Genomic DNA, 14898 nt, shown 5'->3' on the forward strand with positions numbered 1-14898 from the left:
CCCTCAGGCGGCGGCCCGCCCGTCGTCCCCGAACGCCGCCCGCGCGAGCAGCCGCTGCAGCGCCTCGGCGCTCTCGTCCCACGACGGCGGCGCCGCCTCGGCGAACGCGTCCTCGTCCCACGCTCGCGCGAGCGCCTCGCGGAGCGCCCGGCCGAGCGCCCCGGCGTCGCGCGACGGGACGAGGAGGCCGGTGCGCCCCGGCGTCACCACATCCGGGATGCCCCCGACGCGCGTGGCCACCACAGGACGCGCAGCCGCGAGCGCCTCGAGCACCACGTTCGGCGTTCCTTCCGCCCAGCTCGGAAGCGCCAGGAGATCCGTCGCGGCGAGGTGGCGGGCAACCGCGGCGAGCGGCCTCGCCCCGACCGCGATGATCCGGCCGCGCCCCTCGCTCAGATCGGCGGGCGCGCGCTCGCGATCGCGCTGCGCGGCGGCCTGCTCGACCGCAGCCCGCTCCGGACCGTCGCCGACGATCACGAGATGGACAGGCTCGCTTCCGTCGCGGCCGTCCCTGCCGAGCGCCTCGAACGCGCGCAGCAGCTCGTGGATCCCCTTCTCCCGGCTGACGTGCCCGACGAAGGTGACGATGCGCCCGCGCGCGGGGAGCCCGAGCTCGCGCCGGGCAGCGCGCCGGTCGGCAGGGCGGAAGAGCGCGCGGTCGACCCCGTTGCGGACGAGGACCGCGCGCTCCTTCGGCGCGCCGAGCGCCACGAGCGCCTCGACCATCGGCCGGCTCACGCCGATGGCGCATGCGGCGGACCGGAGCGCGCTGCCGACAAGCGGCCGCACCGAGCGCCAGCGCGCCACGACGTTCACGTCCGTGCCGTGGGCCTTCACCGCATAAGGGAGACCGAGCATCCGGGCGAGCAGCGCGGCGGCGCAGGCGTCGGGGTAGAGCCACGCCCCCAGCACGACGTCGAACCGCCCCCTTAGCCGCGGGACGTACGGCAGGAGCCCCGCCAGGTAGAGCGGCGCGTTCACCGGCGCCAGCACCCGGCCCGCCCCGGGGAGGTACGGCGCGCGCGCGTGGACCACCGGGACGCCGTCGATCTCGTCGCGCGCGGGCACCGCCACCAGCCGGCCCGGGCGTGTGCGATCGCCCAGGAGCGATACGCCCGGGTGGTACGGGATCGCCGCGAGCACCTCCACGGCGCACCGGCGCGACAGCGCCGCGAGCTGCTGCCGCTGGAACGCGCACGACAGCGGCTCAACCCGGTTCGGAAAGATGCGTGTCACCCAGAGGACGCGCAGCGGCCTCGGCCAGGCCGCCTCCTTCATGCCCACGTTCACACCAGACTTCATGGTGTAATATTTGTTACATTCGATGGGTCCGCCCTCAGCGGGGCAGCGATGGACTTCGGGGTACGTCCTGCCCTGTCGGCGCACGTCCACACCGCGAGCGCGCGCGTTGCACGGCCTGGCGCGCTTTCAGGAGCGTCCCCGGCGGCGCCGCTCAGCCCCTGGCGCTGCACGCGCTGCACGCGATGGCACGCGCACGCGCACGCCGAGGCCAAATTTGTAATGTTGCAAACATCATCGAACGTGGGACGCTCCGGGCGCCGGGCGTGCTGCCGGGGAGGGAAGGGCGGCCGATTCGGGTCGCTCCGTGCCGCGGGGCTTGCCGCTCGACAGCGAGGGGGCGCGTGTTCTCGTTCGTCTTGCCGATGTGGGACTCCGACGTGACGGCGCGGGCGGCGCTGGAGCAGAGCGTGGCGTCGAACGTCGGGGACGTGGGCTCGGGAGCGCTGATGGCTGGCGTCGTTGGCTCGCTCGAGGGCTCTCTCCGGGGCGAGGTGTCTCGTTATGGAGTGAGCGTCGATGGAAGCTACGAGCGGGTATTTCAGGTCTCGCTCGACCCGGCTCGACTCACGCCCTCCGACAGCGCCTCGGCGCGGCTCGGCGGGGGAGCGGGCTGGGCGCTCTCGCCGCTCGCGGATCTCTCCATGGCCGCGGCCGGCTACCTCGCGACGCGCCTCGGCGTGCGCGCCGACGACGCGCTCGCCGCGCGCGATCCGTTCCTGTCCGGCGATCGCCTGCAATACACGCTCTCCGCCGCGCCGGCCCTCTCCATCACGGCGTCGCGGCGCTCCTCGGTGCGCGTCGGCGTCGGCTACGAGCAGGCGGGCGCGCTCTCGGCGGACGACCCTGCCGCGGTCGGGATCGACGCGCACACGGGGCGCGCCGAGGTGAGCACCTCGTTCGACCTCGGCGCGCAGGACACGCTCACACCCGAGCTCCGGTACGAGGTCACCCGGTACCATCACGCGCTGCTCGACACCGATCTCACGCGCGGCGCGGCCCGCGTCCACGCCGGCGCCGCGCTCCTCTCCGAGTCTCACGAGCTCACGCGGAACCTCTCGACGCGCGTCGCCGGCGGCGTGACCGTCGCGAGCCCGCCTCCGGTGCTGTCGTCGCGCGACGCCGTGATCTCGCCGGCGGCGCGGCTCGGGCTCACCTACGTGGAGGAGCGCTATCGGCTGACGGCGGGTTATGCCTATGCCTACACGTCGCTCGGGCCGAGGATCGGATTCGGACACGAGCACGAGGCGTCCCTCGAAGCGAGCTTTCGGCCCGCCCGGGGCGGCGCGACCCGGGACCTCATCGTGACCGGGGTCGCCCGCTTCTCGACCGGCAGCGCCCCCGTCGCCGCCAATCCGCCGCTCCACCTCACCCCCGGCGCGGCGGCGCCCTCGAGGGAAGGGTCGCTGTCCACGACCACCGCGCTCGCGGGCGCGGAGATCTCCTATCCCCTCTGGCGCGGGCTCGCGCTGAGCGGCGGCGTCGATCTGGAGTACATGCGCGCCGCGCTCGATCCGGCGCCGAGCGCAGGTGAGGCCGGCGGCTCGCTGAGGAGCATCGTCAGCGCCGGGATCTCGGGGACGCTATCGACGGATCGACACCGGACGCTCCGCCGCGATCCCGACGGCGCATGGGACGACGAGCGCCGCGGCGCGATGATCCAGGGGATGCCCTCCGGCCGCTGGCAGGCGCCCGAGCCAGGCCGCGAGCCCGACGGCGGCGGCGACACCTCCGGCGAGGCCCCACCCGCGCGCGCCGCGCAAGCCGGCCCGCGCGCGACGCGCGACGCGCGATAAGCCCCCGCGACACGCCAATCGCTCCCCCGCAGGAGGCGGCGCGCCCACCCGCGCGACGGCTCAGCCGCCGGAGAGCCGGCGAGACGACCGTGCACCGGGCGGCGCGCGCGTGGCTGGCGTGGCGCGTGGCGCGTGGCGCGTGGCGGCTCAGCCTCGGTCCACGTGACGCTAAGGACTCGACGTAGGCAATCCGTCGATGGCGTTCTCGCGCCGCGACTCCCCACGACAGGTCGCACGTCATCGCCGCGACCCGGCCGCAAAAGCCCCAATTTCGCCGGGCCCGGCCTCGCGCGCGGCGGCTCAGTCCGCCGTCATGAAATGAGATTCGTCGGAGGCATCTGGCGATCTGCCCCGGTCTGCTCTAGTGTAGGTTCAACTACAACCGTAGGTGCCCCGTCAGAGGCGACGCGCCGTGATGTGCGACCGCCCGGGGCCGACGAGTGGAGGGACGATGCTGGAGCTGTTCCGGTCGCCGCGCCGGGCGATGGTGTGGTTTGTCGAGGCCAGCCTGCTCTCGCTCCTGGTGTGCTGCGCGCCGGGCGTGCTCGTGGGCTGGGAGCACATGCTCGATGGGGAGCGCTTCGGACGGACAGCGAGCATCTCGTTGGTTGCGCTGGTGTCGCTCTACTATCACGGCCTCTACGGGCCCGAGCCTCCCAGAGCACGGGCGCTGGTCCTGACGACGTTCCGGGCGCTCGGCCTGGCGGCGGCCGTGCTGTGGCTCGCGTTCTGGCTCGTGCCGGACGCGGAGATCAGCGACCGGGTGATCCTGACGTCGCTCGGGGCGGCGGCGCTCGTGCTCCCCGCGTGGCGCGCGGCGTGTGATCGGGTGATGAGGAGCGAGAGCTTCTCCAAGCGCGCGGTCGTGCTGGGCTCAGGCGAGCTCGCCCGCTCGTGCGCGGCCCTCATCCGGAAGGATGGACAGGTCCTCGGGCTGCGCCTCGCCGGCCGGCTCGTCCGAGACGAGGAGCCGATCGACGAGGCCGAGATCGCGGGGAGGTACCGTGACCTCCGCCGCCTCGTCGAGCAGCGCGGCGTCGCGGCGGTGATCGTGGCGACGTCCGATCGCCGCGCCGCCTTCCCGCTGGAAGAGCTGCTCGATCTGAAGCTCCGCGGCGTCGAGATCGAGGAGGGTATGGATTTCTACGAGCGCGTGACCGGCAAGATCTGCGTGCGCGAGCTGAAGCCGAGCCAGATCATCTTCTCTCACGGGTTCAGCGTGCGGCGGCGGACGCGGATCGCGAAGCGGATCTTCGACGTCGCGTGCGCGACCGCCGGGCTCGTCCTCGCGCTTCCGCTGATGGCGCTCACGGCCGCCCTCGTGAAGCTCGACTCCAGGGGGCCGGCGCTCTATTCGCAGATCCGGACAGGCGCTCTCGGGAAGCCGTTCAGGATCCACAAGTTCCGCTCGATGAGGACCGACGCCGAGAAGGACGGGGCGGCGTGGGCGACGGAGAACGATCCGCGCGTGACCCGCGTCGGGCGCTTCATCCGGAAGACGCGCCTCGACGAGCTGCCGCAGCTCTGGAATGTGCTCGTCGGCGAGATGAGCATGGTGGGCCCGCGGCCCGAGCGCCCCGAGTTCATCGCCGCTCTGGAGAAGCAAATCCCCTTCTTCCGGCAGCGGCTCTTCGTGAAGCCGGGAGTGACGGGGCACGCACAGGTGCGCTGCCGTTACGGCGCGTCCGCCGAGGACGCGCTGGAGAAGCTCCAGTATGATCTCTATTATATGAAGAGCTTCTCGCTCTGGTTCGATATCTCCATCCTCATCGACACCGTGAAGGTCGTGCTCTGGCGCATCGGCGCACGGTGAATCGTCCGGCCGCCGCGCCGTGCAATGGCTGCGCTCTTTACCGCCGGGCTCGGTGGCGCGCCCTCTGCAGAGCACGCGCGAGAGATCGGCGGGCGTCGGTCTCCGGGGGGTTCGTCGATGAAGACGTGGATGAGGGCGAGCGTCGTGAGCTCGGTGCTTCTGGTCCAGGGCTGCGCGGAGCTCGACCCGGCGCCGGGAGAGAGCGTCGCCGTCGCGGCGAGCAGCCTGAACGTCTCGGCCTTCCGCTTCATGGAAGGCGGAGAGCTGCCGTATGTGCTCGGCTTCTCGCCCGAGACCGGCCAGATCCTCGGCGGCGCGCACCAGCTCCTCATCCCTCGAACCGGCGGCCGCGAGGCGCTCGACGGCGCCAACCTGCCTTCGCACCTGCACCCCGAGCTCCGGGGCTCCCTGCTCCAGCTCAACTCGACGCTCCGGGAAGGCGAGGCGCAGTCGACCGCGTTCGCCTCGAACTGGTGGCCGCAGCGGCAGAACGGCATCGCCGATCGCTGGAACTCGGCCAACAAGAACTACTCCGACCGGATCTCCGACCCGGACAACATCTCTCCCGTCGAGAAATACGATGTCCTGTTCCACTCGGGGCAGATGGAGACGCTCGGGGCCATCGCCTCGTGGAGCATGGATGACCTGAGGAGGCCTCCCTACCTGCGCAATCCTCCGTATATCCAGCCGACGGTGGTCGTGGCCGGCCCGGCCACGCGCTGGGAGCTACAGCATCACGGGCTCTACCAGGGTGTCTACCCGGAGTACTGGTGGGGGCACTGCAACGGGTGGTCGGCCTACGTCGCCGCCGAGGGGGCCGGGCCGCGCCGCGACGTCCGGGTGAAGCTCTCCGGCGCGAAGGTGACCGAGTGCGCCGCGGCGGAGACCGGCTGCGTCCTGTTCCGCATGGCGGACATCGAGGCGCTGATGAGCGAGCTCTACTTCAGCGACTCGGTGACCTTCTCGGGGCGCCGCTGCGAGACGCGGGCGGATCGGACGATGCGCGACGTCTACGGCAGGCCCGTCGACCCCGCCTGCCGCGACCTGAACCCGGCCACGATGCACGTGGCCATGACCGGGCTGCTCGGGGTCGGAGCAAAGCCGCTCCACGGCGACTCGACCCAGCGACAGAAGCTCATGTTCATCGTCGACCACACCTGGGACGTCGAGGTGTGGAGCTTCCCCGTGAAGCAGTTCTCGATCGATGTCATCGAGGAGGTGGACGTCCGGCAGGCCGCGCGGCTCCTGTGCGGCGGCGCGTATGCGGGCGCCGACTGCTACAATTACAGGTTCAACCCGGGCGCGACGCGCTTCGTCCGCGTCGCCGCGCGCTTCTGGATGATCTCCGACTCGGTCACCGGCGAGACGCTGCTCACGCCGCCCGAGCAGCGCACCGTGCCGCTCTCCGTGTCGGAGCTGCATTACGTGCTGGAGCTCGACGAGAACCTCACCATCCTGGGCGGCGAGTGGATCAAGAACCCCTCGATCGTGAACGGGGTCAACGGCAAGGAGCTCCACCCGGACTATCTCTGGATCCCGGTGCGGGCCCAGGGCACGGGCGAGGACGCCGATGATCTCGGGGGCGCCGAGGACAACCCCTACATCTCGTACGCGAAGGTCAAGGCGCTGCTCACGCTCTCGCAGCGCGGCGACTGAGGCGCGCTGCGCGCCACGTGCGCCACGCCTGAAGCGCCCGGCCTGTCAGAAGTGCGACGGCGGACGGCGGCGCGGCGGCGATTCAAGAAGCGTTGGCGGGGTGGACGGGACTCGAACCCGCGGCCTCCGGCGTGACAGGCCGGCGTTATAACCAACTTAACTACCACCCCAGACGTCAGGGATACGATCGCTCAGCGAGCGCCGAGCCAGCTCGGCTTTGCTTCCCATGAGCAAGCTCGCCATGAGCCAACCTCCTCGCCTGGCATGCACCGAGCGATGCAAGCCAACCGAGGGAGGCTCAGGCGAGCATCGACTCTGATGACAGGGAAGAAAGCTGGCGGGGTGGACGGGACTCGAACCCGCGGCCTCCGGCGTGACAGGCCGGCGTTATAACCAACTTAACTACCACCCCAGACTGACATCACTACAGATCACCCAGGCCCCTGAACCCAGGAAGTGGGCGGGACAGGGGTCGAACCTGCGACCATCGGCTTGTAAGGCCGACGCTCTGCCGCTGAGCTACCCGCCCCGTCGGAGAGGTGCGCGACTGTACTCGCCGAACGGAGTCCGTCAAGATTTATTTCTCGCGGCCTCCGTCCCTGGCTGATCGAGCCCGCGCCTGCCCCTGGATCTCCGTGGCGTTCGCCACGCGCCGCCCGCCGTCGCGCGGGCCCGCCCCCGGTCTCCGCCCTCGCGATCCGTGCCGCGCCGCGCCCGCGCTTCGCGTCGCTCGTTTGCTGCGACGGCAAGCGCTGTCACGAACGCGCCTGGCAGACGTGCGAACAGAGCTGTTGGACCGTGTGACAACCTGACTCATCGACACACTTCCAGCGTAAAATTCCCATGTGTCCGCGCTACGCTGTGCGTCAGCGGCGCCAGCCGCGTGGTCGCGTAGTGGAGGAGCAAGCAACGTATGGCGGAGAAGATCGGCATCCTCGTCGGCTGGGAACAGTCGTTCCCTCAGGCCTTCCTCGAGAGGTGCAACAAGATTCCGGGCGTCCGGGCGGAGATCGCGAAGCTCGGCGGGACACCCGAGCGGTTCGAGAGCCCGTACCGGGTGCTCATCGACCGGATCAGCCAGGAGGTGAAGCACTACCGCTTCTACCTGAAGGCCGCCGCGCTCGGCGGGGCGTACGTGATCAACGACCCGTTCTGGTGGAGCGCGGACGACAAGTTCTTCGGCTACTCGCTGGCGTCGCAGATCGGCATCGCGACGCCGCGCACCGTCATGCTGCCCCAGCGCGACTACATCCCGGCGATCGTCAAGGAACGCAGCCTCCGCAACCTCGAGTATCCGCTCAACTGGGAGGCGATCATCGACTACGTGCGCTTCCCGGCCATCCTCAAGCCCGCGGACGGCGGCGGGTGGAAGGACGTGTCGGTGGTGCGCAGCCAGGAGGAGCTGCTCGCCGCCTACAACGCCTCGGGGCAGAACGTCATGACCCTGCAGGAGTTCATCGACTTCGACGACTACGTCCGCTGCATCTGCGTCGGGAAGGATCGCGTCCTCCCGATCCAGTACGACCCCAGGGCGATCGGCCCCACGGGGCTCCGCGGCTGCTACGTGCAGCACGAGAACGAGCGGTGGCTCCCGAAGGCGCTGCACGACCGCGTCATCGAGGACGCGATCAAGATCAACAAGGCGCTCGGCTACGACATGAACTCGATCGAGTTCGCGATCCGCGATGGCGTCCCGTACGCGATCGATTTCACGAACCCGGCGCCGGACATGCACATCGAGCACCTGCGGGAGCGGTACTTCAACATCGCCGTCGACTGGATGGTCGCGTTCGCAGTGGAGTGCTCGAGGGGCGACCGGCGGACGAGGGACGGCTACGCGTGGTCGAGGCTCGTCCGGCCCTCCGTGGGCAAGGTCCGGCTCGGGGCCTCGTCATGACCGACGTCGAGGGGCTCCTCGACGGCCAGTTCACGCTGGGCATCGAGGAGGAGTTCCAGATCGTCGACGCGGAGACGCGCGAGCTGCGGTCGTACGTGAGCCAGCTGCTCGAGGGGGGGCCGGGCCACGAGCTCTTGCGCGGCCGGGCCCGCCCGGAGATGCACCAGTCGGTCGTGGAGACGGGCACCGGGGTCTGCCGGGACATCCGGCAGGCGAGGGGAGAGCTCGTCGAGCTGCGCGGCAGCCTGAACGCGCTCGCGCGGCGAGGGGGGATGCGGATCGTCGCGGCCGGGACGCACCCGTTCAGCGACTGGAAGAAGCAGGACATCACCGACGGCGAGCGCTACCGGTGCATCGTGGAGGACCTGCAGGACGTCGCCCGCGCCAACCTCATCTTCGGGCTGCACGTCCACGTCGGCGTCAAGGACCGCGAGGTGGCGATGGCCCTCGCGAACCAGGTCCGCTACTTCCTGCCGCACATCCTCGCGCTCTCCACGAGCTCGCCGTTCTGGCTCGGCCGCCCCTCGGGGCTGAAGAGCACGCGCAGCGAGATCTTCAAGCGCTTCCCGCGCACCGGGATCCCGGGGCTCTTCGAGTCGTACGGCCACTTCCAGCGCTTCGTCGATCTGCTCGTGAAGACGGGCTGCATCGACAACGCGAAGAAGATCTGGTGGGACGTCCGCCCGCACCCGTTCTTCGACACGGTCGAGGTGAGGATCTGCGACATGACCACGCGCCTCGACGACACCGTGGCGCTGGCCGCGCTCGTCCAGGCCGTCATGGGCAAGCTCTACCTCCTCTACCGGCGCAACCTCGGGTTCCGCGAGTACCGGCAGGAGCTCATCGAGGAGAACAAGTGGCGCGCCGTGCGCTACGGCCTCGACGGGCAGCTCATCGACTTCGGGAAGCAGGAGCAGGTCCCCGTCCGCCACCTCGTGGGCGAGCTCCTCGAGTTCGTGCAGGAGTCGGCGGAGATCTTCGGATCGCAGGGCGAGCTCGAGCGGATCCGGAGGATCCTCCACGAAGGGACGAGCGCGGATCGCCAGCTCGCGGTCTACGCCCGGACGAAGAGCTTCCACGCCGTGGTCGACGACCTGATCGAGCAGTCGAGCCTGGGCCTCTAAGAGCTGCCCGGCGGCGGAGGACGCCGTGGGCGCCGTGGGGAGGCCGCGCGCCGGGAGGAGCCCTCCTCCCGGCCGCGGGCGGCTCCCGCGGAGGCGCTCGGCGGGGCAGGGGCGGCGGGGAGGGCAGGGCGCATCGAGAGGCGGCCGCCGGCCGAGGCGCGCCTCCGTGCGAGAATTTCTGCTCGCGCTCCGGCTCTGCTACCGTGCGGCCGTGGGAAACGCTCCGCATCGCTGCGTCGCAGCTCTCTCGGTGGGCTGGCTGCTCGCGCTGTCCGTCACCGCGGGCGCCGCGGGTTGCGCGTCGACCGAGTACGTCAACGAAGGTCCTGGGCAGCCGACGCCGCGGGCCTCCGGCTCGCTGCCTCCCGGATCGGTGGGCGTCTGCAAGCAGCCGTTCACCAAGCGGCCGCCCATCGTGAGCGAGGAGCTCTGGGCGCACGCGAAGCCGTGCACGTCGCGCACGCCGCCCTCGACCATCCGGCTCGGCTACGCGAAGGACGGCTCCGCGGGCGCCGATCCGGAGACGGAGCAGCTGGTCGAGAAGGTGCTGGCGGCGCTCGCCGAAGGGACGAAGCCCGACGGCGGGAACAACCAGGTCACGGGCGCGATCCGCGCGGTCCGATCCTACGCGGCGAGGAAGGACGAGCTGCGCGCCCGGATCGCGCGGGACTCGGCCTCGGATCAGGCGTGCGACGTGACCTACCTGCTCAACACGATGTCCGCCGCGCGGGGCAAGCTGTCCGGAGGCGACGCCTGCACCGCGGAGGTGTTCGACCCGGAGACGCGCGCCGACGCGTGCCTCTTCGACACGAAGCGGCCCGAGGGGCTCTGGCTGTCGAGCGGCTGGTCCTGCATGACGTTCACCGGGGCGCTCGGGAACGAGGCGTCCTGCCATCAGCTCTGCGGTTACGACGACTACTGCGCGCGGCAGGTGTACTGCGCCGCAGGCGACGTCAACCTGCTGCTCTGCGCGCTCGGCGTCTGCCTGCCGGAGCCGTCCGCCGGCATCAAGTGACGGCCGCGGGGAGCTAGTCCGCGCTAGTCCGCGAGGAGCGCGCTCAGCCGCTCGAGGACGCCGCGGAGCAGCTCGCGCGCGCCGCGAAGGAGCGCGCGCACGTCGCGAAGGGCGTCGTGGACCTCGCCGGGCACGGGCAGGAGGCCCGCGCGGGCGGCGAGCGCCGCCCCCGAGACGAGCAGCAGGACCACGACCAGGGCCAGGAAGATGCGGCGGGGCCACCGCCGCCGTCGGCGGGGCGCCGGCGTCATCAGGGCCGGAGGCGCGGACTTGACCGGCAGCTTGCGGCTGGAGGGCGGCGGGAAGGAGGACTTGGGCGGCGGCTCGTCGAGAGAGACGGGGAGGATGCCGGCGAACGTGGCCGGCAGCGGCGTGTTCCCGGCAGGCGGCCGCTTGCTGCTGCGCGGCTCGCCTCGCCGCCCGGACGTGGCGCGGAGCTCCCCCCGCGCCGACAAGCGGCTGTCCGCGAGCTGGATCGCCGTCGCGAGCTTCTTCCGGCGCTCGGTCACGGCGTCCCCGAGCGTCTCGCGGACGAAGCGGCCGACGTCGCCCTCCGTGACCGGGGTGCCGAGAGAGATCGCGATCTGGTCGAGCGTTCGCTGGAACGACGCGCAGTCGCTCCAGCGGTCCGCCGGATCCTTGGCCAGCGCGCGCTCGATCGCCAGCGCGAGATCGAAGGGGATGTCCGGCACGAGCTCGCGGATGGGGACGGGGGCGAAGCGAATGATGTTCTCCATCGTCTTCGCGTCGGTCTTGCCGCGGAACGGGTGGTAGCCGCTGAGGGTCGTGTAGAGGAGGACCCCGAGCGAGAAGATGTCGGCGCGCCGATCGACCTTGCCCGACGTGAGCTGCTCCGGCGAGAGGTACGGGATCTTGCCCTTGAGCTGGCCGGCGACGTGCGTCTCGTGCAGGCGGCCCGTGGCCTTGGCGACGCCGAAGTCGACGATCTTCACGATGCCGTCGAACGACACCATCACGTTCTGCGGGGAGATGTCGCGGTGCACGAGGTCGACGAGCCTGCCCTCGTCGTCGCGCAGCTCGTGCGCGGCGTGCAGGCCGGCGCAGATGCTCGAGGCGATGCGCAGGAGGATCGGCAGGGGGACGCCGCCGGTCGATTTCACCTGCTTGTTCAGCGAGGCGATCGTGTCGCCGTCGACCCACTCCATGACGATGTAGAGCACGCCGTTCTCGTCGCCGAGCTCGACGATCTCGACCGCGTGGGGGTGCCGGATGCGGGACGCGAGCCGCGCCTCGTCGAGGAACATGGCCTCGAAGGCCGGGTCGTCGCCGAACTCCGGCAGCATCGTCTTGATGGCGACGATCTTCTGGAAGCCGCGGGATCCCACGAGGCGCGCCGCCCAGACGGCCGCCATCCCTCCACGGGCGACCGGCATGAGGAGCTCGTAGCGGCCCAGCGTGTCTCCAGGCTTGAGGTCCGACAGGATCTGCACGCGGTGGTCCTACTAGATGGGGAGGCGGAGTTTGGAGGGGTAGGGCTCGAGTGCCACCGTTACGTTCGTGGAGGCCCGTAGCCTCGACGTCTGCCGGAGCGACGCAGCGCCATCGCGCCTGCACGTCACGAAGGAGGTCCCGCAAAGCCAGGGTGCCACGAAGCGTATACCGACCTCAAGCTCGGGGGCGAAGGCGCCTCGGAGGGACGCATCGCAGCGGAGGGTAGGCGAGCGCGGCCCGAAGATGAGGACGCGGCGAGCGCGGCCGGGGCGATCGACGTGGCGCGCGAGGAGATCGGAACGGATGCGAACCGATGGGAACCGAGGGGAACCGAGCGCGGCGAAAGGGAATGATTCGTTGCGTGTAAAGACGCGTGTAAAAGTGCGCGCAAAGGTGCGAAAAGTGCGCCAGCTCGCGTTGAAGACGCGGGCGCTGGAGTCGTGATACACGGTGAGCGACCTGCTCGACGAGGCCTCATGGAAGCCAATTTGCGCCCGATCCCGCCGCCTCACGACGAAGACAACGAAGACGTGCACTGGGCGCTGTCGACCGCGACCGCGCTGTGGGGGCGCGGGGAGCGCGACGAGGCCCTGAAATGGCTGCGCCGCGCAGCGGAGCAGGCCTCGGATGCCAACGCCGACCTGCGCGCCCTCGAGCTCTTCAAGGCCGCCGCGGAGGTGGCGCAGAAGATCGCGGCGCTCGATGCGGATACGGCCACGGCCTCGCAGCCCACGACCGCGAGCGCGCCGCCGAATGCGGCCGCGAGCGCGCCTCCCCAGGCGTCCGGCGCGCCTCCCGCGACGGCGAGCGCGGCGCCGCCCAGGCCGAGCGCGCCGGGGGCATTGGCGCGACCGTCGCACCCGCCGGGCGTGGACGCAGGACGAGCCGAGCGCGGCGGCGCGGGCACGAGCGCGCCGCCCGCCGCGATGCGGGCGCCTTCGGTCCGCGCGCCCGCCGGCGATGCGCCGACAGGGCCGATCCCGTCCGCGGCGGCGATGTTCCGCGACGGCGCCGTGCCCAGGCCCGCGGCGGGGCCGGGCCGGCCGGCGTCGGTGGTGCCGGGGCGCGCCCCTGCGCCGGTGAGCGCAGCGGCCCTGCGCGAGGTGACCCCGACCCAGCTGTCGCCCGCGGCGCGCACGCCGAGCCACGCGCCAGGGCTCCCGGCGCGCCCTGCCGCGGCGACGAAGACCGGCGCCCCGCCGGGTGCGGTCGGATCGCCTGGCCGCGCTGTCCCGGCGAACCCGCGTGCGATCGCCGGCTTCGCGGCGTCGCCCCACGGGAGGGTGTCGTCGACCACCGCGGTGACCGAGGAGGTCCCGGCGGTCAAGCTCCCGGCCGCGGGGGCGCTCGCTGGCCAGGAGCCGGGGCAAGGCGCGTCGGACGCCGCGCGCGAGAGTGCCAGCGGGGAGCAGCTGCCGGCCGACGCGGATCCTCCGGCCGATCAGCGCGCGACGGTGCCGACGCCGACGGCCATGGCCGCGGCGTTGGCGCGGCGGCCGGCGGTCCCGCTCGGCGCGGGCTCTTCGCAGGAGGCGACCGAGCGGCGCCCGGGGCTCTGGCCGAGCTCGGACGATGAGGGCACCGCGCGCCGCCCCCTGACCCCGCAGGAGCAGCGGGTGCTGATGGAGCTCCGGATCGAGGATCTGGACGAGGAGACGCCGATGCTCGCCCTGGAGCAGCTGGCGGGCGACGGCAAGCCGCCCGCGGCCGCACCGGAGGCGGACCACGCGTCCGACGACCGCGCCGACTGGACCGAGGCCGAGCCAGATGAAGCCGACGCCGGCATCGCCTCTGCGGATCATCAGGGCGACCCGACCTTGGCGGGGGAGCCCTCGGACGCGGTGCAGGGGCAGCGCGCGGAAGATGCGGCGTCCTGGTCGCAGGGAGACGCCACGGACGATCGTGGGGGCTCGTCGGAGGACTCGTCGTGGAGCGATCCGCCGTACGAAGGGGAATGGCAGGCGCCACCGCCGCGGCTGCCCGCGTCGCAGATCGAGCCGCTGCCGGCGCTGCGGATCGCGGTGATCGGCATCTCGAGCGCCGGGGAGCTCCGGCTCGTGCCGATGGACGGAAGGAACGCTCCGCCCCGGGGCGCGGCGCTCGGGATCCTCGTCCCGCTGAGCCCCGGGGACGGCGAGACGATCGCGCGGCTGCTCCAGCTGCGCAGCTGAGCTGCCGCGGCGCCGCGGGGACACGTTCGGCAAGAAGTGGGGCATCCCGCGCATCGACGGTAGCCTCGGGGGATGCATGACGAACGGACAGCCCCGAAGCGGATCCGCGTGACAGGACTGCAGGAGGCCCAGCTGCCGGCGCTCGTAGCGCTGGAGCAGGCCTGTACGGCGACGCAGCGCGAGGCTGGCCCTGGGGCGGCGGAGATCGAGGCGCGGACGCTCGCCGATCTCGCCGCGCTGACGCGGCGACACGACGTGCGCGTGGCGGAGGCGGACGACGAGGTAGCCGGCTACCTGGCGTGGCGCGACGAGGCGCCCGGGGTCGCAGTCCTGGAGGAGCTCTCGGTGCACCCGGACCACCAGCGAGGCGGCATCGGGACGCGGCTGCTCGCGGACCTCCAGGATCGAGCACGCGAGCTCGGCATGGAGCAGGTCGTGGTGCGCTCCAGGGCGAAGGCGAGCGGGGCCCAGGCTTTCTACGAGAAGAAGGGCTTCCAGCCGCTCGGCGAGGGCGCGCCGGCGAAGGTCCGCGCGTGGTGGAGCGAGCAGGAGGCCTCCGGGAGCCCGCCGGCCCGAGCCGGCGAGGTCATCCTGTGGGCGGCCATCCCGCCGCAACGCCCTGAAGCGCTGGACGAGGGCGACGGGGGCGACGAGCGCAGCGAGAGCTGAGCCCGG

The 14898-nt window shown here is 71.7% G+C and carries 10 protein-coding genes and 3 tRNA genes; 8 read left to right on the forward strand and 5 right to left on the reverse strand.

The window, feature by feature from the left end:
- Positions 1–3 precede the first annotated feature (3 nt).
- Positions 4–1302, reverse strand: coding sequence for a glycosyltransferase family 4 protein (locus WMF11_RS20095; RefSeq protein WP_437978606.1), 1299 nt, complete (start codon positions 1300–1302; stop codon positions 4–6).
- A gap of 341 nt (positions 1303–1643) precedes the next feature.
- On the opposite strand from WMF11_RS20095, the gene WMF11_RS20100 reads away from it, so the two are divergent.
- The 3 genes from WMF11_RS20100 to WMF11_RS20110 all read left to right on the forward strand — a co-directional run bounded on the left by WMF11_RS20100 (position 1644) and on the right by WMF11_RS20110 (position 6564).
- The gene (locus WMF11_RS20100) at positions 1644–3095 is read left to right on the forward strand and encodes a hypothetical protein (protein WP_437978607.1); all 1452 of its coding nucleotides are present in this window, start codon (positions 1644–1646) and stop codon (positions 3093–3095) included.
- Between the two features lie 451 nt (positions 3096–3546).
- Positions 3547–4908 (forward strand): sugar transferase, encoded by a 1362-nt coding sequence (locus WMF11_RS20105; protein WP_437553892.1) that lies wholly within the window; start codon positions 3547–3549, stop codon positions 4906–4908.
- Between the two features lie 117 nt (positions 4909–5025).
- The gene (locus WMF11_RS20110) at positions 5026–6564 is read left to right on the forward strand and encodes a hypothetical protein (protein WP_437553894.1); all 1539 of its coding nucleotides are present in this window, start codon (positions 5026–5028) and stop codon (positions 6562–6564) included.
- Positions 6565–6657: 93 nt separating this feature from the next.
- Here WMF11_RS20110 and WMF11_RS20115 read toward each other — a convergent pair.
- From WMF11_RS20115 to WMF11_RS20125, 3 genes are all read right to left on the reverse strand, one after another.
- Positions 6658–6734 (reverse strand) — tRNA-Asp (locus tag WMF11_RS20115).
- 165 nt (positions 6735–6899) lie between these two features.
- Positions 6900–6976 (reverse strand) — tRNA-Asp (locus tag WMF11_RS20120).
- Between the two features lie 45 nt (positions 6977–7021).
- Positions 7022–7093: transfer RNA gene (locus WMF11_RS20125), tRNA-Val, on the reverse strand.
- Positions 7094–7477: 384 nt separating this feature from the next.
- Here WMF11_RS20125 and WMF11_RS20130 point away from each other — a divergent pair.
- The 3 genes from WMF11_RS20130 (at position 7478) to WMF11_RS20140 (ending at position 10600) form a co-directional block, all read left to right on the forward strand.
- A complete protein-coding gene (locus WMF11_RS20130; protein ID WP_437910015.1) occupies positions 7478–8461 on the forward strand; it encodes an ATP-grasp domain-containing protein in 984 nt (327 codons plus the stop codon).
- Positions 8458–9585, forward strand: coding sequence for a carboxylate-amine ligase (locus tag WMF11_RS20135; protein WP_437553898.1), 1128 nt, complete (start codon positions 8458–8460; stop codon positions 9583–9585). Before WMF11_RS20130 ends, WMF11_RS20135 begins: the two co-directional genes overlap by 4 nt.
- A gap of 166 nt (positions 9586–9751) precedes the next feature.
- Positions 9752–10600 (forward strand): hypothetical protein, encoded by an 849-nt coding sequence (locus tag WMF11_RS20140; protein ID WP_437910017.1) that lies wholly within the window; start codon positions 9752–9754, stop codon positions 10598–10600.
- A gap of 23 nt (positions 10601–10623) precedes the next feature.
- Here the strand turns inward: WMF11_RS20140 and WMF11_RS20145 are convergent, their stop codons facing one another.
- Positions 10624–12051 (reverse strand): serine/threonine protein kinase, encoded by a 1428-nt coding sequence (locus tag WMF11_RS20145; protein ID WP_437553900.1) that lies wholly within the window; start codon positions 12049–12051, stop codon positions 10624–10626.
- Positions 12052–12528: 477 nt separating this feature from the next.
- On the opposite strand from WMF11_RS20145, the gene WMF11_RS20150 reads away from it, so the two are divergent.
- Together WMF11_RS20150 and WMF11_RS20155 are read left to right on the forward strand one after the other, a co-directional pair.
- Entirely contained in the window at positions 12529–14223 is a 1695-nt protein-coding gene (locus WMF11_RS20150; protein WP_437978608.1) for a hypothetical protein, read from the forward strand.
- Positions 14224–14295: 72 nt separating this feature from the next.
- On the forward strand, positions 14296–14892 hold the full coding sequence (locus tag WMF11_RS20155; RefSeq protein ID WP_437553904.1) for a GNAT family N-acetyltransferase: 597 nt from the start codon (positions 14296–14298) through the stop codon (positions 14890–14892).
- Positions 14893–14898 lie beyond the last annotated feature (6 nt).

Origin of the sequence: Sorangium sp. So ce295, from assembly GCF_051527405.1 — a bacterium.
Classification (GTDB): Bacteria; Myxococcota_A; Polyangia; order Polyangiales; family Polyangiaceae; genus Sorangium; species Sorangium cellulosum_B.